A 19,463-nucleotide genomic window follows, 5' to 3' on the forward strand; every position below is an offset into this window, starting at 1 on the left:
TCGGTCAGGTGTGTATTTCCTTCTTTTGCACTCAGGAGCCCCCTATGGCAGATCTTTCTGATGTTAAACTGACCGCCACTGCGACCGAGTCCGGCACGGTCACCGACAGCGAGCGCATGGGCAAACTCTCGCTGACTATGGCGTGGTGGGCGGTATGCAGCGCGCTATTTTACATCGTGGTCGGCGCGTCGCTCGCGCAGCGCTGGGGCGCGAAAAACGCCATTATCGGCATGGTGTTGTCGGTCGTCAGCTATGGCGTGATCAATGGGATCATCAGCCGGTTCGCAATCAAGACCGGGCTGTCGGTTTCTCTGTTTTCGCAGGCGCTGTTTGGTCGGCTCGGCTCGTCGCTCGCCACGCTCATTTTCTTCTCGACGGCCATCTATTACGCCGTGTTCGAAGGGGCGGTCATCGCTTTCGCGCTGAACCATCTGTTTCCGGCACTGCCTTATGCCGTCGCCGCGCTGGTGGTGGTGCTGTACAGCGTGCCGCTGATTTTCGGCAGCGTGCAGCACTGGCTGGATAAATTTAACGGCGTACTGCTGCCGTTTTATTTGCTTGGCCTGCTGCTGACGGTGGCGGTGTCTATCCAGCAAAACGGCTATAACCCGCAGTGGCTGGCGTTCGGTCCCGCCGATCCGCCGGCCTACGGCTGGTGGCACTGCTTCACCTACTACATGGGCGTGTGGATCCTGATGATGTATACCTTCGACTATGCCCGGTACGGCAAAGCGGAGGACGCGAGCTACCACGCGGGGATTAACTTCGGCATGCCGTTCTATCTCATCACCTTCCTGCTCAACGGCGTGGCGGGCATCTATTTGGTTAGCGGGTTTTCGGAAAGCGACGGACTCAGCGAAACCGGCGTGGTGGTGGCGATCCTCAACCTGCTGGGGCTGTGGGGACTGTTCTTCGTCTGGGTCACGCAAACCCGCATCAACACCGCCAACTATTTTCTGGCGACGGTCAATATGCAGGACTTTTTCCGGCTGTTGTTCCGGCTGCGCTTCCGGCGGATTATCTGGGCCTGTCTGGTCGGGGTGGTGGTCTATGTGCTGATGCTGGCGGATGTGTTCAGCTATATCTTGCAGGCGTTGGCCTGGCAGGGGATCTTCGTGGTGGCCTGGGTGGGCGTGGCGCTGAGCTATATCCTGACGTCCGCGCGTCAGGCGCCGGGCATCAACTATGAGCGCAACATTAACCTCAGCGGGTTGACCGCTTGGGGCGCGAGCGTCGCCGTCGGCATCTTGTTGATGTATGCGCAGACGGCATGGCAGTCCTGGTCTGCGCCCGCCACGTTCATCACCGCTTTCGTCTTGTATCGTCTTCTGCCTGCTGCGACGTCGCGCGCGGCCGCATGACCGCTCTGAGCCGTCGTCGATAGACGGCGGCGTTTTCCGCCCGCCTAAAGATACACCTCCGAAAAATCTTGCGAGTACAAAGACGTTGTCTGGCGTCCCGGCCACGGCTATCCATCATCATTTCTTATTGCTAATCATCCGCTTGGCAGCGCTGTGTGACCAATGCGTCGCGCTGAAGGCCGGTTTTTTTTATGTATTAACAAAAAAATAGCGTGAAATGTCCCGATATAAAACGCTTAAAAATTCGACACTCGCCGCGTATTCATCCGGTCGCCCGGTTCAGTGCCGCAGCATCTGCATCCGTTCTGCCTCAATCGCAGTGATTTCGGGGCTATTTGCTGCAGGTTCAGCGCTTTTCCCCCGTATTGACTTGACCCGGTCATCGTGCTTTTTTTGAACCAATTACCCATTGGAGCGAACCAATGAGCGACATGGCCCGCGTCAACAAAAAGGAAAATTCGCATTATGCGCTCGAGAAACTGCGCGAGCTTCTGCGCGAGAGCGCGTTGGAGCCTGACGGAAAACTGCCGACGGAGCGAGCGCTCTCCGAGCTGTGGGGCGTAGGACGGCGCGAGGTGCGGCGCGCGCTGGAGGTGGTGGAAGCGGAGGGACTTATCTGGCGCAAGCAGGGTTCCGGCACGTTTCTCGGACCAAAGCCGGATCATTGGGGCACCCACGCGGCCAATCTAATCGAAGGGACCAATTTCATGGAAATCATGGAAGTGCGGCTGCGCATCGAACCACAGCTGGCGCAGCTGGCCGCGCTGCGCGCCACACCGTCGGACATCGAACGGATGCGGACGCTGCGCGATAAAATCTACGAGCGCACCGACGCCGACTGGCGCGAGCTGTGGGATGGCTCGTTGCACCGACTGATTGCGCAAAGCGCGGGCAACCAGCTGTTTCTTTCGCTGTTCGACGTAGTAAACCGCGTGCGCCAGTACCCGGCCTGGCAGGCGCTCCGCGCGTTGGCGCGCAGTCATAACGCGTCGCTCACCGACTCACACAGCGATCATACGGAAATTATCGACGCGATTGCCGCCCACGACCCGGTGAAGGCGGGCGAAGCGATGCGCCAGCACCTGCTGACGCTGGAGGATAGGCTCATTCGCCATACCACGCTCGGCGACGATGCGCCGGCCGACGCAGAAGCACTCCGCCGCTAAGTTTTTGCGCGGGCCAGCGCCGTCTGACCTGCATTCATTGCGCCGACTCTCGGCTTTTGCTCTCGACCAGAGGAAACATGACATGAACCGACTTATCAAACAGACCGGGCTCCTGCTGGCCGGTGCGGTGATGGCCACGACGGCGCAGGCGGCAGAATTACGTATCGGCCTGCAAGACGACCCTGACGTGCTGGACCCGGCTCAGTCGCGCACGTTTGTCGGGCGCATTATCTACACCAGCCTGTGCGATCGGCTGGTGGATGTCGATAACACGTTGTCGATTGTTCCTCAGCTGGCGACGCAGTGGACGTGGGGCGACGGGGGCAAAACGTTGACGATGGATCTGCGCAAGGGCGTGGTGTTTCACGATGACACACCGTTCAATGCGGCAGCGGTGGTCTACAACATCCAACGCTACATGACGATGCCGGAGTCCCGACGCAAAAGCGAGCTGGCCTCCGTCGCCCGCGTGGAGGCGACCGGCGACTATCAGGTGAAATTTACGCTGAAAAGCCCCGACGCCAGCCTGCTGGCTCAGCTGTCCGATCGCGCGGGCATGATGATTTCCCCGACGGCAGGCAAACGGCTCGGGGCTAACTTTGGTTCGGAGCCCGTCTGTTCCGGCGCGTTTAAATTCGTGCAGCGCGTCCAGCAGGACCGCATCGTGCTGGAGAAATTTCCCCGCTACTGGAACGCCGGTAACATCTTTCTCGATAAGGTGACCTTCCTCCCCATCCCGGACACGACGGTACGGTTAGCCAACTTGCAGTCCGGCGAGCTGGATCTGGCCGAGCGTATCTCGGCGTCGGATGTCGCCGCCGTGCAGCAGAACCCGAACCTCAACTACGGCAAGGTCATCGGACCGGGCTATATGGCGCTGTACGTCAATATTGGCAACGGACCGCAGGCCAATAATCCCTTTGGCAAGGACAAACGGCTGCGTCAGGCCTTCTCGCTCTCTATCGACCGTGAAGCCATCAATCAGGTGGTCTTCGAAGGAACTGCGCTGGCCGGGAATCAGCCGTGGCCCTCCACTAGCCCGTGGTACAACCAGAGCCTGCCGGTCCCGGCGCGGGACGTGGCGAAAGCCAAGGCGCTGATGAAGGCGGCGGGCTATGAGAAATACGATATCGAACTCCAGCACGCCAACAACACCACGCAGACCCAGATGATGCAGGTGATCCAGTCCATGGCGGCCGAAGCCGGCTTCAACGTCAAACTGAAAGCGACCGAGTTCGCCACGCTGCTCTCCGAACAGACGGCGGGGAACTATGTGCTGTCGCGCTCCGACTGGTCCGGGCGTTCGGATCCGGACGGCAATATCCATCCATTTGTGACCTGCAAAGGCGGTATCAACGACACCCAATATTGCAATCCTGAGGTCGACAAGCTGCTGAACGAGGCGCGCGAATCCACGGATAACGCGGTGCGCAAAGCCCGCTACGATGCCGCGACCCGGATTCTGGACGACGATCTGCCGCTGATCTATCTCGGTCATCAGGCCTACCTCTATGCCTACTCCAAAAAAATCGCCGGGTTTACGCCGTCCGCTGACGGGATGATCCGCCTGACGGGCGTCAAAAAAGGCAACTAATTCGGCGTGCGCTTGCCGGGGGGAGGCCCGTTATCCCCTCGGCGGACCCGGTCGAGGCACTCTTTGAATGAGGAAACGCGCGAATGCACATCTATATCGGCAAACGCCTGTTGGTGGCGATACCGACGCTCCTGATTATCTCCATTTTCGTTTTTTCGCTGCAAAAGCTGCTGCCGGGGGATCCGATCCTGGCGATGGCGGGCGAAGAGCGCGATCCGGCGGTGTTGGAGCTACTGCGTGAAAAATACCGTATGAACGACCCGGTGGTGTATCAGTACTTCTATTGGCTCGGGGCCGTGGCCCAGGGCGACTTCGGGGTGTCGCTCCGCACCAATCAGCCCGTGCTGGATCTGATCGGCGAAAAACTGCCGGTCACGCTGCAACTGGCGGTGATGGCGATGTTTTTTGCGCTGATCCTCGGTGTGCCGATCGGCATTCTGGCGGCGGTGAAGCAGAACACGACGCTGGATTATCTGGCGAACGTGGTGGCGTTGTCAGGGCTGTCGATCCCGAACTTTTGGCTCGGCATCATGCTGATTTTGCTGGTGTCTGTACAGCTGGGCTGGCTGCCTGCCTCGGGCTACGAATCGTTGTTCACCGACCCGCTGCGTTCCCTGCAAACCACGCTCATGCCCGCCTTTGTGCTCGGCACCGCGCTGGCGGCCACGCTGATGCGGCATACGCGCTCGGCGATGCTGTCGGTCCTGAAAGCGGACTACATTCGCACGGCGCGCGCCAAAGGGTTATCCAATCGGGAGGTGGTGTTGAGCCACGCTTTCCGCAATGCGCTGTCGCCTATCATCACGCTCACGGCGCTGTTGTTCGGCGAACTGCTGGCGGGGGCGGTGCTGACCGAACAGATTTTCACCATTCCCGGCTTCGGCAAGCTGATCGTCGATGCGGTCTTCAACCGCGACTACGCGGTGGTGCAGGGCGTGGTGTTGTGTACGGCGGTGGGCTTCATCGTCATGAATCTGCTGGCGGACGTCGCCGCCATGCTGCTGAATCCGCGAATGAGGAGCGCGCTATGAGCCTGTCTGAACCCGTCGTCGGCGGCGCACAGGTCGTGACCGGAAACCGCGCCTGGAAGAAGATGAAGCGCAACCGCAGTTCGATTGCCGGTCTCATCATCATCGTCTTTTTCACCCTTTTGGCGGTGTTGGCGCCGTTGCTGCCGCTGGCCGATCCGCTGGCGACCAGTTGGAGCGCCATCCGCCAGGCGCCGTCGGCCGCGCACTGGCTGGGGACGGACGACATCGGCCGAGACGTGCTGTCGCGGATGGTGTGGGGCGCGCAGGCCTCGCTGATGGCGGGGGTGATCTCCGTCGCCATCGCCGTACTGACCGGCGTCCCTTTCGGCCTGATTTCCGGCTACTTCGGCGGCTGGATCGATCAGGGGATATCCCGTGTGACCGAGGCGTTTCTGGCGATGCCTTTTCTGATTATGGCGATTGCGCTGGCGGCCTTTCTCGGTCCGAGCCTGACAAATGCGATGATCGCCATCGGCCTGTCCGCGATGCCGATTTTTATCCGGCTGACGCACTCGCAGGTGCTGGCGGTTAAAACCGAAGACTACATCGAAGGCGCGCGCTCCATCGGACTGGGCCACGGCGATATTCTGCTGCGCTACATCCTGCCGAATATCCTGCCGCCGATTATCGTGCAGGCGACGCTGACGGTGGCGACCGCGATTATCGCGGAAGCCAGTCTGTCCTTCTTAGGCCTTGGCCAGCAGGCGCCCGCGCCCAGTTGGGGATCGATGCTGAACGTCGCCAAAAACTTCCTGACGCAGGCGCCCTGGATGGCGTTGTGGCCGGGGGCCGCCATCTTCCTGGTTGTGATTGGCTTTAACCTGCTGGGCGATGGCTTGCGAGACGCGCTCGACCCGCGTGAAAACGCATAACAGATGGAGAGCGTCATGAACGCATTTACCACGCGCCCGGAGATTTTGGGCACTTTCGGGGTGGTCACGTCTACCCACTGGATCGCCTCGGCGGTCGGCATGAGCATTCTGGAGAAAGGCGGCAACGCGTTTGACGCGGCCGTCGCCACCGGCTTTGTCTTGCAGGTGGTTGAACCGCATCTGAATGGTCCCGGCGGCGATATGCCCGCCGTGATCTATTCGCGTAAAAAAGACAAGGTCGAGGTGATCTGCGCGCAGGGGACCGCGCCGGCGGCGGCGACGCTTGAGCACTATACCGCCGAGGGGCTGGACCTGATCCCCGGCGACGGCCTGCTGGCGACGGTGATCCCCGGCTCGTTCGATGGCTGGATGTTGATGCTGCGCGACTATGGCACTCTGACCGTGCGCGAGGTGCTGGAACCGGCCATTGGCTATCTGGAGCACGGTCATCCTGTGTTGCCGAGAGTGGCGGCGACCATCAGCGATCTGGCCGAGTTCTTCCGCACGGAGTGGCCGACGTCGTACGACACATGGCTGCCCGGCGGCGCCGCGCCTGCCGCATTGTCGAACTTTACCAACCCGGTACTGGCCGAAACCTGGAAGCGCATTATTCGGGAGTCCGAATCCCGACCAGGACGAGAGGCGGGTATCGACGCCGCGAGAGACGCTTTTTATCGTGGTTTTGTCGCGGAGGCCATCGCGGACTATCTGCGCACGGCCGAGGTCATGGACGCCAGCGGCCATCGGCATAAAGGCGTACTGACCGCCGACGACATGGCGAACTGGCAGGCGACGGTCGAAGCGCCCACTACGTATGACTACCACGGTTGGACCGTCGCCAAGACCGGGCCGTGGGGGCAGGGGCCGGTGCTGTTGCAGTCGCTAGCGCTGCTGAAAGGCGTCGACATCGCCGCCATGGATCCGGCGGGGCCGGACTTCGTACACACGGTGGTGGAAGCCATGAAGCTGGCCTATGCGGATCGCGAAGTCTATTACGGCGACCCGAACTTCGCCTCTGTGCCGATGCAGACTCTGCTGTCCGACGGCTATAACGAGGTTCGCCGCCAACTGATTGCCGACGAGGCGTCGTTGGCGCTGCGGCCGGGCTGCCTGCCGGGGTACACGCATCAGCACGATCTGACGCTGAACATGCTTGCCGCGCAGCGCGGCAGCGGTGCCGTGTATGAACCGACCATGTCGCACCTGACCGAAAAACGCGGTGACACGGTGCATATCGACGTCATCGATCGCGAGGGCAATATGGTGTCGGTCACGCCGTCCGGCGGCTGGTTGCAGTCGTCGCCGGTGATCCCGGGGCTGGGCTTCTGTCTGAATTCCCGCGCGCAGATGTTCTGGTTGAAACCGGGCCTGCCGACGTCGCTGGCGCCCGGCAAGCGTCCGCGCACCACGCTCACACCGTCAATTGCGCTGTATGAAGGTCGGCCGACGCTGTCGTTTGGTACGCCGGGCGGCGATCAGCAGGATCAATGGCAGCTGGCTTTTTTCCTGCGCTATGCCCATTACGGATTGAACCTGCAGCAGGCGATCGACCTGCCGCTGTTCCATACCGCGCATTTCCCAGGCTCGTTCTATCCGCGCACCCGCCAGCCGGGTCACGTCATGATTGAAAGCAGCATCGGCGACGCCGCGCTCTCGGCTCTTAAAGCGCGCGGACATGACATTGTGGCGTCCGACCCCTGGACGATCGGTCGCTTAACGGCCGCGCGTCGGGACGAAGATGGGCTGCTACGCGCCGCCGCCACGCCGCGTCTGATGCAGGCATATGCGATAGGCCGGTGATTAATGTCGGCCTGCGGCGTGAAGAGCAGCGAGACAAACGGGTTAATACGGTGTGCGAAGACGGCCGCCACTCACGGGGAGATAGCATCATGAATGAGCAAGAAACGCGGCGGGAATGCGTCCTTTCCGTGCAGAACCTTACCACCTCTTTTCGCGTGGACGGCGTGTGGAAAACGGTGGTGCGCGGGATGTCCTTTGAGGTCAGCGCCGGTGAGACGGTCGCCGTGGTCGGCGAGAGCGGCTCCGGCAAAAGCGTGACTTCGCTGTCGGTCATGCGGCTGCTCGATCCGCGGTCCAGCCGTATCGAAGGTCGCATTATGCTGAACGGGAAAGATGTCCTGTCGCTCCCGGAGAAAGCAATGCGCGCGGTGCGCGGCAACGACGCCGCGATGATTTTTCAGGAACCGATGACGTCGCTCAATCCGGTATTCACCATTGGGCGGCAAATTTCGGAGGTGCTGCGTCAGCATAAGGGGGCGGGCAAGTCGGCCGCGCGGGAAGAGACGCTGCGACTGCTGGACAAGGTGCGCATCCCCAATCCCGCCGCCCGGTTTGACGACTACCCGCATCAGTTCTCCGGCGGTATGCGCCAACGCGTCATGATTGCGATGGCGCTGGCCTCTAAGCCCAAACTGCTGATTGCTGATGAGCCGACGACCGCGCTTGACGTCACCATTCAGGGCCAGATTCTGGATCTGATCAAAACCCTACAGGAAGAGGAGGGGATGGCCGTGCTGTTCATCACGCATGACATGGGCGTGGTGGCGGAAATAGCCGACCGGACGCTGGTGATGTTTCGTGGTGAACAAGTAGAAACCGGCGAGACGGCGGAGGTGTTCCGGCACGGCAAACATCCCTACACGCGAGCGCTGCTGGCGGCGGTGCCGACGCTGGGATCGATGGGGGATCAACCCTGGCCGCTGCGCTTTCCGCGCATCGACATGCAGAGCGGCGAAGCCCTTCCTGCGCATAACGTGCCCAACACGGTGGAGAGCGGCCAAACGCCGGTGCTGTCCGTAAAAAATCTGGTGACGCGGTTCGCGCTTCGTTCCGGCCTGCTGGGGCGATCGAGCGGCGCGGTACACGCGGTCGAAAATGTGTCGTTCGATCTATTTCAGGGCGAGACGCTGGCGCTGGTGGGCGAGTCCGGCTGCGGCAAGTCGACCACCGGACGTTCCATTATTCGCCTGATCGAACCGCAAAGCGGCGACGTCCAGCTGGACGGTTACGATGTACTCAACCTTGATGTCGTCGGCCTGCGCACGATGCGCCGCAGCGCGCAGATGATTTTTCAGGACCCGTTTTCCAGCCTCAACCCGCGTATGACGGTGGGCGCGGCCGTCGCGGAACCGATGATCAAACACCGGCTGGCCACGCCGTCCGAGGCGCGGCAGAAGGTCGCCAATTTGCTGGAGCAAGTGGGGCTTTCGCCGTCCATGATGGATCGCTTCCCGCATGAATTTTCCGGCGGGCAGCGCCAGCGGGTGGCGATTGCCCGGGCGCTGGCGTTGAATCCCAAGGTGATCATTGCGGATGAAAGCGTCTCGGCGTTAGACGTATCGATAAAAGCGCAGGTGTGCAATCTGCTGCTCGATTTGCAAGAGCAGTTCAATATCGCCTTTCTGTTTATCTCCCACGATATGGCGGTGGTGGAGCGCGTTAGTCACCGGGTGGTGGTGATGCGTCTCGGGGAAATTGTCGAGATTGGGCCGCGCGCGGCGATCTTCGCCAACCCGCAGCATCCCTACACGCAGAAGCTGATTGCGGCAGTGCCGGTGCCGGATCCTGCGCGACGCGGTATGCGGCGCAATGCGGCGATCGAAGAGTTGCACAGCCCGGTGCGTCCTGTTGGCTATGTACCCCCGCCGCGTGTGTATCGCGAGGTCGGCCCCGGACATCAGGTAATGGTATCTGATGCGCCATGATGGGGGGATGATCGTGTGGATAAAGAACGTTTATTAAATACGGGATACCGAGGCCTGACGCTGACGATTGTCGCAATGAAAAACGGTTCGTTATAAACCAACAGGCGACAAACATAAAAAAGGCCCGGTGAGGGGCCTTTATGTTTGCCGCGTTGCCGCAACTTACAGGGTGTTTGCTAACGGCTTTTCGATCACTTACGGCCGAGTAAAAATCCCAGCACAATCCCGGTCGCGGCGGCAATCGCGACGCCTGCCATCGGATTGGATTTAACCTGGTCTTTGACCACATCAGCCGCATCACGTGCAGCATAGCTGGCCTGAGAAGCGTACTTTTTCGCCGCCCCTTTGAACTGATGCTCGTGTGAGTCAGTGGCCTCGCCGAAAGTTTCCTGAGCAGCGCCTGCCGCTTCGTTTACTTTATCTTCTGCTTTTCCGAACATACCAGCTCCTTCACTAATGGCTAAATGTCACACTAAGCGTAGCAAAGGCTGGCAGGAATGCAGGAAGGAAACATCTTAATTATTCTTTTTCGCGTTTTTGACGCGGTGCTGTCGGATACCCGCGGAGCAGGCTATGGCTAAAGCACGCACTCGCTGGGCACGGCATGCGCGGTGCCCGCTGGTTCAGTGACCTTAAATCAGTCGTGGTGGCGACGGCCTAGCGCCAACTGGCGGGGATCTCAGGGAAGTTATCCGTTTGCCAAACGGCATGTTGCCAATACTCCTGGGCGATTTCTTCCGCCATCTGTTTATGCTCGTGGAGAGGCATGCGGAGGATGTCATCTACGCGGCGTCCCCGCTGACGCAGATAGCCGATAATGCAGCGATAGCCGTCAATGTCCGCCAATGTGTCACGATACTCGGGGTGGGCCCATATCTGGACCATCTCATCCAGCAACGACGTCAGCCCGCCACCGGGGTAGAACATCTGCCAGATGCGTTTTCTGGCGCGTTTCAGGAAATGCTCGGTGGAAGGCATGGGGAGCGGTTCGAAAGACCAGGTGTATTGCTGGCCCCAGGTTTGGTGTTTGACCATTTCCTGCAGTATCGAGACGGAGCCTCCCTCCAGAATGATCAGCGGATGGATCTTGGCGTAATGGTCCACCAGGAGGTGCAGCCGTTTAACGGCCTGTGGCGCAGAGATGATGCTTTGACCAATGGGACGAGTGCTGAGGTAGATGCGCTCGGTGCCATGCAACTCTTGTTCGGTCGGACGTCCGCTGCCCATCGTCACTTCAGGGCAGCATTGAATACGGTCAAGAACCAATACCGGCGCGCCGTTTTTTTCCGCCAACGCCACCGATCTGGCGGTTTTCCCTGTACTTGTTGGTCCCCAAATAAGATGTAATCTCGTGCTCATAGCGTCTTCCTCACTCATGATAGTTAGCACAGCGGGTGTGCTGATAACGATTGATGACTTGCTTTACGTAATTGAGCGCACCCGGTTTCCAGTTATCCGAAATAGATAGGCGACTCTGATACTTAATTTCTGGGGAGGGAATACGCCATTCAATTTGTCCTTCAATGACGTTTATTTGAGGTTTGGGTTGGGGAGAAATAATACGCTCGATAATAAACGCATGAATATTTCTGTACGTGAATGCTTGCATTCGTCGAATTCTGTCACTGGCGCTGACGGCGACAGCGTGGATTTGATGAGCAAATTTAAAAACGACATCATGAGGTTCACGATTATCCACCGGCCCCTGATAATTAATAAAGAGACGCCGGTTACCGGTTGAGGAGATGAATAATGGTGGAGGCGGTTCTTCGGAGTGGAACATGGTGGATAAATAATAATTTATTGACGTAAAAGCTATATCTTCGAAACTTAATAACTCCATAAGCGCGATTAGCTCGAAATCATCCGGACGGTTGATTGTGCTTGAATCGTCCGGTGGAATGACCGTTTCCATGAGGTGCAATCCTTTTATAGGAATAATGACTCGCCTTATTAATCGATACCTGACAAATATCGAGAGTGACTTAGTCATTGAAGAAGAGAATATGACGCCGGTATTTCACCTGTGGATAAGCGTGAGACAGCGTGTGAAATGAAAAAAAACCGTGTCGTAAAGATGTCGCTATAGACCTGTTGAGCTGCTGGGACAGGGGCCGACGGTATTGCGCCGTCGATGCTCCAGCCGGTTCCTCGCGCTTCTGTGTTCTGTGGATCAAAACTCACGCCTCCTTGTCTGTGTCGGCCCCTACATGACCATTTAATTTTGTTAAACATATCAAGACTTGAAGAACGATTATAGGTCTATACTCATTAGCGATCGTAATCTTATGCATGTTCAATCTAAGGAGTCATGATGGACGTTACCAATCAAATTAGACCGTTCAAAACAATATCGTGGGGGAGCATTATCGGTGGCGTGGTCACGGTTCTCGCCGTGTCTATGCTGTTGTCGACGTTAGGCACCAGCATGGGCTTTGCAATTGTTGATCCCAATGCCGAAAATCCTGCTAACGGCGCCGGTATGGCCTTTGGTTTGTGGACGGCGGTTTCGATCGTCATTAGTCTGCTGGCCGGTGCCTTCGTGGCGGGTCGCCTGGCTGGCAACGATGGCATGATCCACGGTTTCCTGGTGTGGGCCACGTCGCTGATTGTCGCGGCGATTCTGGGCGCGATGCTGGTCGGCTCCGCTGTCCGCACGGCGGGTAACATGCTGGGTTCCATCGCTTCCGCCTCCGGTTCGGTCATCTCCGGTGCCGGCAATATGCTGGGCCACGGCGCCGAAGGTCTGGGTGAAATGGGCAAATCCGCGTTCAATCAGTTCACCCTTAATACGGATGTCCAGTCCGATAAGGTGCAGGACAATGTTGCCGCCGCGCTGAAAAAATCCAATATCCCGACGCTGCAGCCGGACTATCTGAAGCAGCAAATGATGGAAGCGAAAGACGAAGTCACTCAGGCGGTGAAACAGTTGGCCACCGCGCCGAGTAACAGCGATGCCGTGATTCAGGGACTGACAGATAAACTTAAAGCGCGTGCCGACACGATTTCCAAGGGGATCAACCGCGACGACCTGAAGAAAGCATTGACTGAAAATACCTCGATGACGCCGCAAGAAGTGGATAAAACCGTCGACAATATGGTCCAGGCTCGTGAAAAAGCGGCTCAGGAAGTGGACAAACGTCTGAGCCAGGCCCAGGAGCAGATCAATCAGGCTAAACAGCAGTACGCTGAATTCAAACAGCAAGCAACTGAAAAGGCGGCAGAGGCAGCCAGCATGATGGCTAAGGCCGCATTGTGGTCCTTCTTCGCACTGCTGGTCGGCGCGGTTGTCAGCGTGATGGGCGGTCTGTGGGGTGTCAAAACCAACCTCAAATATTCAACTCGTGCTTAAGACACTCGGGCGAGAATAAACACAAGGCAAAGCTCTCACACAGTGTCTTTTTTTCTGCTCGCACAGTTTCGTAACACGGGGATATAATAGGCAAAACCAATAGCCACTATCCCCGAAGGAGAAAGCGTGCGAGCAGCGATGAAAGAGAAAATCATCAAGATTTGTGAGGCTAAAATCAATACAAAAGGCAGCCACGTCGGGCTGTCTTTTTATGCATTTTTTGCCAACAAAAATGATGATCCCGAACAACTCATGGAAGTTGCACACTGGTGGATTATGGAGATGAAGCTGGATCACTTCGAGAAGGCTGAAAAGATAAAATCGCTTGTCTCGGCCCTGTAGTCAGACGCCGCTTAGCTAACCGCCGGGGTGACTGATAAAGGATGCGATCTGTTCAGAGATAGCAAGTTGAGACGTTTTTCCGCCGGCTGGACGGCTATCCAACCGCTGTGGGTCCGGCTGAGAGAGTCAGAGCAAGACCATCCTCAGCAACTAAGGCCCCAAAGGGCCTTTAATCTAATCGGTTAGGCGCCCGTTTCGTCTCGAACATCGGTCGTTGGCCCGTTTTTTTGCACCGACTCAATCCCTTTCTTCGCACCTTGTTTAGACGCGTACATCTCACTGGTTGCGATAGTTTCGCCGTTAGAGGCAACCAGCTTGAAGTAGTAAGGCTGCTCGGTTTGCTTAGCGCTTTTCTTGATAACGAAATGACCCATTCATCCTCCTAAAAGTGTTCAGTGATATAGACCACTATTAACTATTGTTTGATTAGCCAGTTTTATCAATATCAATTGGTAATGTTTAGAAAAAATGATGGTTTTGGGGTGGGCTTATCGGGGGGATTGGTTTTTCATCTTTTACCTCCATAACTGTATAGGCGCCAGGCTCGGTTGGTGCGACCGGCGACGCCAGTTTGACCACGGGTACTGGATACGGAATGGAACAACGGCGAAGTGCGTATGGATTTCGACCGTTGCCCACGCGCAACTTGTCCCGTGAATTATCCCGAAAAAGGGCCGGGTCGAAAGGGGCTGAATACACCGGCCTTCGATATACCGACAGTAGGCATATTAACGCCGTGCGACTATGGTTACCTTGACTATCCTCGAGTGGAGAAAGCGAATGGGATTTTGGAGAATTGTTTTCACGATTATTTTACCCCCGCTGGGTGTGCTGTTAGGCAAAGGGCTGGGCGGGGCCTTTATCATTAATATTATCCTGACGCTGCTGGGTTATATTCCAGGTCTGATTCATGCGTTCTGGGTGCAGACCAAATCGGATGCATAAATAAAGCGTCCGCGGTTCCCACGATTATTTACCGGACGTGGCGTTGATGGCGCCACGTTAACCTCAACCCTGTGTTCGTACCGGCTATTCCCCTCAGGCTAATAAGGTTTATCTCCGTCTTCCTCCCTATTTCACCGCACGCCTCACTGTTTTTTCCTCAGGAAGGGTGCGCTTATTCGCGTATAAGGCGTGGCCGCCGCGTCAGTGAATGTAATGTTTTGCCTATTATCCCTTTCACCACGGGCTAAAACCTGTACCGGCGATTTTTACTGTGGTTAACTTTGCGAGTTTTTCCCCTGTGGCGGGTCAGAGAGGCCTTATGGTGAATACCCAAGAGATGTCGAATACCTATCGCTTCCGCGCGCTATTGTTAATTAATCCCAAGGCCCGCAATGGCGATACCTCGATCGACGCAATTGCCCAGTGGTTGCGCGATGCAGACATCGATCCCGTTATTCCTGAAATGGACAAGCATAGCCGTTACTGGGATGTCATTCGCACGCATGCCGGTCATGTGGATATGGTGATTGTCGGCGGCGGCGACGGGACCCTGAACTCGACGGCTAACGCGCTGACGGAAACCGGTCTGCCGCTGGGAATTCTGCCGTTGGGCACGGCGAACGATCTGGCGAGGACGTTGGGGATCCCGCGCGATATCAAGCAGGCCGTGGCGGTTATCGCCCGCGGCGCGGTGCGTGCCATCGATCTGGGCGAGGTGAACGGTCATCCTTTCTTTAACGTCTCCAGCATCGGTTTTTCCGCCGCGATGGCGCGCGGACTGTCGGCTAAATCGAAAAAACGCTGGGGAACGCTAGGCTATGCGCTGGCGGCCATTCGACTTCTGAAACAGAGCCGACCGTTTACCGTGGAGATCGACCACGACGGTCGGCGCGAACGGGTCAAAACCGTGCAGGTGTCCGTCGGCAACGGGCGTTTTTACGGCGGGGGGATGGCAGTGGAGCAAAGCGCCAGACCGGATGATGGGCTGTTCGATGTCTACAGTCTCGAAATCGACCACTGGTGGGAGATGATTGCGCTGATCCCGTTTCTCCGCCGCGGCACTCATGGGCGCTGGCGTAAGGTCCGTGCTTTTTCGACCACGGCGTTGACGTTGCAGACGTCACGACCACACGATATCAATGCCGACGGAGAGATTGTCGGCACTACGCCCGCGAGATTCCGTATTCGCCGAAGCGCGGTGCGGGTGTTCGCTCCGGCGTCCGACGTGGGGCCGACGCCGTCGACACCGAAATGACGCGCACCGCCCGAAAGAGAGGGACTGCCGCTGAGCGTGAGTCCCTGTTAACGATTGAGCGTGTGGCTAGCCGTGCAGGCGGCGGGTGATGTCCGCGATACGGGCGCCATACAGTTTTGCGGTTTCCAAATCGCCCGTCGGAATGGCGTCCGCCCCGGCATCCGCAGGGGACTGAACCAACACGCCGACGGAGCCGCCGAGGTTGTTAACGTCGCTGCGCGTCGATGCCTGGGTATTGGCGGGCAGCAGTCCCAGGCTGACCCAAATACCACCATGTTGCGCGGCCAGCGTTTGCAGATAAATGAGGGTGACCTGCTTGTCACCGTTCAGGCTGGCGCTGTTGGTGATCCCGCCGAACACTTTGTCTTGCCAGCCGTGTTCAGCCCACACTTTGGACGACGCGTCCGCGAATTTCTTAAACTGCCAGGCGACAGATCCCATGTAAGTGGGGGAGCCGAAAATAATGCCATCGGCATTGGCCAGCGTCTGCCAGTCCGCCTCTTCAATGTCCCCGTTGTTGTCGATAGGGATTAATGTTGCTCCAGCGCTCTCCGCCACCACTTCAGCAACAAGCTTGGTGTGACCGTAGCCGGAAAAATAAACCACAACGATCTTACTCATGTGTCTGCCTCTCTGTTTCAAAAATTTGGAATCAGAACGCGCACAGGTTTTGTATACGCAGGGTGTTCAGAGCGAACTTCTTGATACTAGCCCCCCCTCTGGGACAACACAATCGGCGGTTTTTGGGGCATGTAGGGGGCGGTGATGGGACAGAAAACGGGCCAGATAGCGGAAGTTGAGCAAAGCCGCGGGTGAACCCCCCGCGACGCGCAGAACCGTTATTTGAACAGACGGAAACGATGGTCATCCGGGATGAACGTTTTGTCTCCGGCTGGCTGTTCAATAGCGCCGAAAGGCATCTCAGCCCGCAGGTGCCAGCTCTCAGGCAGCGACCAGGTGGTTTTGATATCGTCGTCGATCAACGGGTTGTAGTGTTGCAGCGATGCGCCGATGTGTTCCTGCGCCAGCGCCGACCACACGGCAAATTGCGCGATGCCGGTCGAGTGTTCAGACCAGACCGGGAAGTTGTCCGCATAGGTGGCGTATTGCTTCTGTAACGCTTTAATTACCTCGGTGTCTTCGAAAAACAGAACCGTACCGGCTCCCGCGGCGAACGAGGCCAATTTTTTCTCGGTTGGCCCAAAGGTTTCGGCGGGCACGATCTTTTGTAACTGTCGCCGGGTGATGTCCCAGACCTTGCGATGCTGCTCGCCGAACAAGATCACGACCCGCGAAGTCTGCGAATTAAAGGCGGACGGGCTAAGTTTGACGGCGTCCATGATAATCTGCGTGACCTGATCTTCCGACAAGGACAGCGTAGGGCCGAGAGCATAAATGGAGCGACGGGCCTTGATGGTCTCAAGAAATCGATTACTCATAGGTCATTCCTCTCTGCAAGGGACGAGTTCCCTTGATCTCTCTGGCGCCGCTGAATAGGGGTTGCGATGCGGGTCAGCGGCTGTGGGATAGATACCTGACTAAGGATAGGTGATGTGCGTGGCTTGTGTGGGCGCTGACGGCGAAATTTTGTGGATCAACGGGGAGAAGAGGAAGACGGGTTGCCGCACACCTCGCAGGATGGATCTTTGGGTAGGGCCAGCTCGCGAAACTGTAGCGTCATGGCATCCACCATCATTAACTTCCCCGAGTTGAGGGTGCCGAAGTGGGTCAGCAGTTTCAGGGTCTCCATCGCTTGCAGAGAGCCGATGAGGCCGACTAACGGGGCCATGACGCCGCTGTCCACGCAGGTGGGCGCGTTGTCGCTGAATAACCGGCTGAGGCATTGATAGCAGGGGGCTTCCGGCTGGTAGGTAAAGACGGCGAGCTGTCCTTCCATACGGATGGCCGCGCCCGAGACGAGCGGTTTCTTCAGCCCAAAGCAGAGTCGGTTGAGCTGGTTGCGGGTGGTCAGGTTATCGGTGCAGTCGACGACGACGTCGTGCGCGGCGATGCGCTCCCGTAGCTCGGGGTCGTCCAGGCGGGCGTCTATCGGCTCCACTGCGATGTGCGGATTGATGTTCTGTAGCTCGACGGCGGCGGAAGCGACTTTCGTCATGCCGATGCGGTCGTCGCGATGCAGGATCTGTCGTTGCAAGTTTGAGAGCGAAACTGTATCGAAGTCGAGCAACGTCAGGTGTCCCACGCCCGCCGCGGCAAGATATTGTGCCGCCGCACAGCCGAGTCCCCCGAGACCAACGACGAGCACACGGGCGTCTTTCAGCGCCTCTTGGCCGTCGAAGTCAAAGCCGCGCAGGACAATCTGCCGGTTATAGCGCAGCGCTTCGGCATCCGTCAGCGTTGGCATCATACGTCTCCCAACAGACGGCTGAACGGCTCGATCTCCACCCATTCGCCCGCGGCGACGGAGCCGCGCTCGGCGTCGAGCACGATAAAGCAGTTGCCTTGACTGAATGAGCTGAATACATGCGAGCCCTGATGACCGGTGCTGCGTACCTCGATGTCGCCGTCCGCGTTACGCGAGAAAATTCCGCGTTGGAAATCAAGTCGACCGGGTGTCTTTTTCAGCGGCGTCGTGGTTTTGACCCGCATACGGGCCGGCAATCGCCATTGCGAATAGCCGGATAGCTTCGCCAATAGCGGTTGCACCAACTGATAAAACGTCACGGCGGCGGAAACCGGATTCCCCGGCAGACCGCAAAACCAGGCGTGGGGGAGCTTGCCGAAGGCAAAGGGTTTACCCGGTTTTATCGCCAGCTTCCAGAAATGGATGTCGCCTAGCTCATCGAGCATCGACTTGGTGTAGTCGGCCTCCCCGACGGAGACGCCGCCGCTGCTGACGACGACGTCCGCGCAGGCATCGGCGTCGGTAAAGGCCTGACGCAGCGCCGCGGGATCGTCAGGGATAATGCCGAGGTCGACCACGTCGTAGCCCAGTCGCGCCAGCATCAATTGCACCGCGAAGCGATTGGTATCGTAAATCTGCCCCGGGGGCAACGGTTGTCCTACTGGCTGTAGTTCGTCGCCGGTCGAAAATACGGCGACGCGCAGTCGGCGATAGGCATTCACTTCCGCGATACCGAGAGAAGCCAGTAGCGGCAGTTCGGCCGTTCCGAGCCGCGTACCAGCGCTCAGAACCGGCTCATTTTCGCGAATATCTTCCCCGGCGCGGCGAATATTTTGCCCCGGCGCTATCGGATGCATGAACTGTACGCCGGTGTCGGACACCGCCGTGTGTTCCTGCATCACAACGGCGGTCGCTTCGGCGGGGATGGGGGCGCCGGTCATAATCCGAATACAGCTGCCGGCGGGCCAGACGCCCTCGAACGGCGCGCCCGCGAAGGATTTCCCCGCTACCGGCAGCGGTTGGCTGACGTCTTCATTGCCGCGTACGGCGTAGCCGTCCATCGCGGCGTTGTCGAAGTGGGGCACGTTGATCGGGGAGGTCAGCGGCGTTGCCGCGATGCGGCCGTCGGCCTGATAAATCGATACCGTCTCGATATCCGCGATCGGCGTAATCTGCGCCAGCATGCGCTGTAGCGCTTGGTCGAGGGAAATAAGGCCGGATGTGTTCATGAATACTCCACAAAGAGTTGCGCCGCAGCAGGCGCGCAGGCGAAAACAGGGTTCCTATGCCATCATTATGTCAGAGAACGCCTGACGGGAGAACGTGATGGATGAGGGGGCGCACGCCGCAGGTAGAAAATGTGAACAAGGGGGCTTCTTTGGCCTTATAGCGCGAGAGTATGTGTAGTAACTTTTTGTTATAAAAGATCTTTTTATCAACTCGGCGAATGATTTG

General features: G+C 58.1%; 19 protein-coding genes. 11 read left to right on the forward strand and 8 right to left on the reverse strand.

Annotated features, from left to right (window positions below):
• Positions 1–44: 44 nt before the first annotated feature.
• The 7 genes from AU511_RS04045 to AU511_RS04075 all read left to right on the forward strand — a co-directional run bounded on the left by AU511_RS04045 (position 45) and on the right by AU511_RS04075 (position 9,749).
• The gene (locus AU511_RS04045) at positions 45–1,361 is read left to right on the forward strand and encodes a purine-cytosine permease family protein (RefSeq protein WP_094108850.1); all 1,317 of its coding nucleotides are present in this window, start codon (positions 45–47) and stop codon (positions 1,359–1,361) included.
• Between the two features lie 422 nt (positions 1,362–1,783).
• Positions 1,784–2,527: a FadR/GntR family transcriptional regulator gene (locus AU511_RS04050; protein ID WP_205756415.1), complete on the forward strand. Its 744-nt coding sequence runs from the start codon at positions 1,784–1,786 to the stop codon at positions 2,525–2,527.
• A gap of 82 nt (positions 2,528–2,609) precedes the next feature.
• Positions 2,610–4,121 (forward strand): ABC transporter substrate-binding protein, encoded by a 1,512-nt coding sequence (locus AU511_RS04055; protein WP_094108851.1) that lies wholly within the window; start codon positions 2,610–2,612, stop codon positions 4,119–4,121.
• 83 nt (positions 4,122–4,204) lie between these two features.
• Complete coding sequence (locus tag AU511_RS04060; protein WP_094100145.1) at positions 4,205–5,152, forward strand: ABC transporter permease; 948 nt, start codon at positions 4,205–4,207, stop codon at positions 5,150–5,152.
• Positions 5,149–6,024 carry an ABC transporter permease gene (locus tag AU511_RS04065; protein WP_094108852.1) on the forward strand — a complete coding sequence of 292 codons (876 nt, stop codon included), beginning with the start codon at positions 5,149–5,151 and terminating at the stop codon, positions 6,022–6,024. The genes AU511_RS04060 and AU511_RS04065 overlap by 4 nt, the downstream gene beginning before the upstream one ends.
• 15 nt (positions 6,025–6,039) lie before the next feature.
• On the forward strand, positions 6,040–7,824 hold the full coding sequence (locus AU511_RS04070; RefSeq protein ID WP_094108853.1) for a gamma-glutamyltransferase family protein: 1,785 nt from the start codon (positions 6,040–6,042) through the stop codon (positions 7,822–7,824).
• An 89-nt stretch (positions 7,825–7,913) separates the two neighbouring features.
• Positions 7,914–9,749, forward strand: a complete 1,836-nt coding sequence (locus AU511_RS04075; RefSeq protein WP_094108912.1) for an ABC transporter ATP-binding protein — start codon at positions 7,914–7,916, stop codon at positions 9,747–9,749.
• Between the two features lie 191 nt (positions 9,750–9,940).
• On the opposite strand, the gene AU511_RS04080 is transcribed toward AU511_RS04075, so the two are convergent.
• The 3 genes from AU511_RS04080 to AU511_RS04090 all read right to left on the reverse strand — a co-directional run bounded on the left by AU511_RS04080 (position 9,941) and on the right by AU511_RS04090 (position 11,664).
• Positions 9,941–10,189, reverse strand: coding sequence for an ElaB/YgaM/YqjD family protein (locus AU511_RS04080; RefSeq protein ID WP_094100148.1), 249 nt, complete (start codon positions 10,187–10,189; stop codon positions 9,941–9,943).
• A 217-nt stretch (positions 10,190–10,406) separates the two neighbouring features.
• On the reverse strand, positions 10,407–11,108 hold the full coding sequence (locus AU511_RS04085) for an isopentenyl transferase family protein (protein WP_167371996.1): 702 nt from the start codon (positions 11,106–11,108) through the stop codon (positions 10,407–10,409).
• A gap of 10 nt (positions 11,109–11,118) precedes the next feature.
• Positions 11,119–11,664, reverse strand: coding sequence for a hypothetical protein (locus AU511_RS04090; protein WP_094108854.1), 546 nt, complete (start codon positions 11,662–11,664; stop codon positions 11,119–11,121).
• Positions 11,665–12,063: 399 nt separating this feature from the next.
• Between AU511_RS04090 and AU511_RS04095 the strand changes: the two genes are divergently transcribed.
• On the forward strand, positions 12,064–13,101 hold the full coding sequence (locus tag AU511_RS04095) for a CAP-Gly protein (RefSeq protein ID WP_094108855.1): 1,038 nt from the start codon (positions 12,064–12,066) through the stop codon (positions 13,099–13,101).
• Positions 13,102–13,227: 126 nt separating this feature from the next.
• Positions 13,228–13,443, forward strand: coding sequence for a DUF6500 family protein (locus tag AU511_RS04100; RefSeq protein ID WP_094100152.1), 216 nt, complete (start codon positions 13,228–13,230; stop codon positions 13,441–13,443).
• A 182-nt stretch (positions 13,444–13,625) separates the two neighbouring features.
• On the opposite strand, the gene AU511_RS04105 is transcribed toward AU511_RS04100, so the two are convergent.
• Positions 13,626–13,817 carry a YegP family protein gene (locus tag AU511_RS04105; RefSeq protein ID WP_094100153.1) on the reverse strand — a complete coding sequence of 64 codons (192 nt, stop codon included), beginning with the start codon at positions 13,815–13,817 and terminating at the stop codon, positions 13,626–13,628.
• Between the two features lie 406 nt (positions 13,818–14,223).
• Here AU511_RS04105 and AU511_RS04110 point away from each other — a divergent pair, with 406 nt between their 5' ends.
• Together AU511_RS04110 and AU511_RS04115 are read left to right on the forward strand one after the other, a co-directional pair.
• Complete coding sequence (locus AU511_RS04110; RefSeq protein WP_036153227.1) at positions 14,224–14,388, forward strand: YqaE/Pmp3 family membrane protein; 165 nt, start codon at positions 14,224–14,226, stop codon at positions 14,386–14,388.
• Between the two features lie 319 nt (positions 14,389–14,707).
• Complete coding sequence (locus AU511_RS04115) at positions 14,708–15,643, forward strand: lipid kinase (protein ID WP_240503761.1); 936 nt, start codon at positions 14,708–14,710, stop codon at positions 15,641–15,643.
• Positions 15,644–15,709: 66 nt separating this feature from the next.
• Here the strand turns inward: AU511_RS04115 and AU511_RS04120 are convergent, their stop codons facing one another.
• From AU511_RS04120 to moeA, 4 genes are all read right to left on the reverse strand, one after another.
• Positions 15,710–16,264, reverse strand: a complete 555-nt coding sequence (locus AU511_RS04120) for a flavodoxin family protein (protein WP_094100154.1) — start codon at positions 16,262–16,264, stop codon at positions 15,710–15,712.
• Positions 16,265–16,482: 218 nt separating this feature from the next.
• Positions 16,483–17,082, reverse strand: a complete 600-nt coding sequence (locus AU511_RS04125; protein WP_094108856.1) for a nitroreductase family protein — start codon at positions 17,080–17,082, stop codon at positions 16,483–16,485.
• Between the two features lie 155 nt (positions 17,083–17,237).
• Entirely contained in the window at positions 17,238–18,011 is a 774-nt protein-coding gene (gene moeB, locus AU511_RS04130) for a molybdopterin-synthase adenylyltransferase MoeB (protein WP_094108857.1), read from the reverse strand.
• The gene (moeA, locus tag AU511_RS04135; protein ID WP_094108858.1) at positions 18,008–19,237 is read right to left on the reverse strand and encodes a molybdopterin molybdotransferase MoeA; all 1,230 of its coding nucleotides are present in this window, start codon (positions 19,235–19,237) and stop codon (positions 18,008–18,010) included. The genes moeB and moeA overlap by 4 nt, the downstream gene beginning before the upstream one ends.
• Positions 19,238–19,463 lie beyond the last annotated feature (226 nt).

This window comes from Lonsdalea iberica, from assembly GCF_002111585.1.
GTDB classification, from domain to species: Bacteria; Pseudomonadota; Gammaproteobacteria; order Enterobacterales; family Enterobacteriaceae; genus Lonsdalea; species Lonsdalea iberica.

What these genes read in the sequence shown, in the direction of transcription:
- AU511_RS04045 (WP_094108850.1), top strand. Translation starts at nt 45, where the DNA reads ATGGCAGATCTTTCTGATGTTAAACTGACCGCCACTGCGACCGAGTCC.
- AU511_RS04050 (WP_205756415.1), top strand. Translation starts at nt 1,784, where the DNA reads ATGAGCGACATGGCCCGCGTCAACAAAAAGGAAAATTCGCATTATGCG.
- AU511_RS04055 (WP_094108851.1), top strand. Translation starts at nt 2,610, where the DNA reads ATGAACCGACTTATCAAACAGACCGGGCTCCTGCTGGCCGGTGCGGTG.
- AU511_RS04060 (WP_094100145.1), top strand. Translation starts at nt 4,205, where the DNA reads ATGCACATCTATATCGGCAAACGCCTGTTGGTGGCGATACCGACGCTC.
- AU511_RS04065 (WP_094108852.1), top strand. Translation starts at nt 5,149, where the DNA reads ATGAGCCTGTCTGAACCCGTCGTCGGCGGCGCACAGGTCGTGACCGGA.
- AU511_RS04070 (WP_094108853.1), top strand. Translation starts at nt 6,040, where the DNA reads ATGAACGCATTTACCACGCGCCCGGAGATTTTGGGCACTTTCGGGGTG.
- AU511_RS04075 (WP_094108912.1), top strand. Translation starts at nt 7,914, where the DNA reads ATGAATGAGCAAGAAACGCGGCGGGAATGCGTCCTTTCCGTGCAGAAC.
- AU511_RS04080 (WP_094100148.1), bottom strand. Translation starts at nt 10,189, where the DNA reads ATGTTCGGAAAAGCAGAAGATAAAGTAAACGAAGCGGCAGGCGCTGCT.
- AU511_RS04085 (WP_167371996.1), bottom strand. Translation starts at nt 11,108, where the DNA reads ATGAGCACGAGATTACATCTTATTTGGGGACCAACAAGTACAGGGAAA.
- AU511_RS04090 (WP_094108854.1), bottom strand. Translation starts at nt 11,664, where the DNA reads ATGGAAACGGTCATTCCACCGGACGATTCAAGCACAATCAACCGTCCG.
- AU511_RS04095 (WP_094108855.1), top strand. Translation starts at nt 12,064, where the DNA reads ATGGACGTTACCAATCAAATTAGACCGTTCAAAACAATATCGTGGGGG.
- AU511_RS04105 (WP_094100153.1), bottom strand. Translation starts at nt 13,817, where the DNA reads ATGGGTCATTTCGTTATCAAGAAAAGCGCTAAGCAAACCGAGCAGCCT.
- AU511_RS04110 (WP_036153227.1), top strand. Translation starts at nt 14,224, where the DNA reads ATGGGATTTTGGAGAATTGTTTTCACGATTATTTTACCCCCGCTGGGT.
- AU511_RS04115 (WP_240503761.1), top strand. Translation starts at nt 14,708, where the DNA reads ATGGTGAATACCCAAGAGATGTCGAATACCTATCGCTTCCGCGCGCTA.
- AU511_RS04120 (WP_094100154.1), bottom strand. Translation starts at nt 16,264, where the DNA reads ATGAGTAAGATCGTTGTGGTTTATTTTTCCGGCTACGGTCACACCAAG.
- AU511_RS04125 (WP_094108856.1), bottom strand. Translation starts at nt 17,082, where the DNA reads ATGAGTAATCGATTTCTTGAGACCATCAAGGCCCGTCGCTCCATTTAT.
- moeB (WP_094108857.1), bottom strand. Translation starts at nt 18,011, where the DNA reads ATGATGCCAACGCTGACGGATGCCGAAGCGCTGCGCTATAACCGGCAG.
- moeA (WP_094108858.1), bottom strand. Translation starts at nt 19,237, where the DNA reads ATGAACACATCCGGCCTTATTTCCCTCGACCAAGCGCTACAGCGCATG.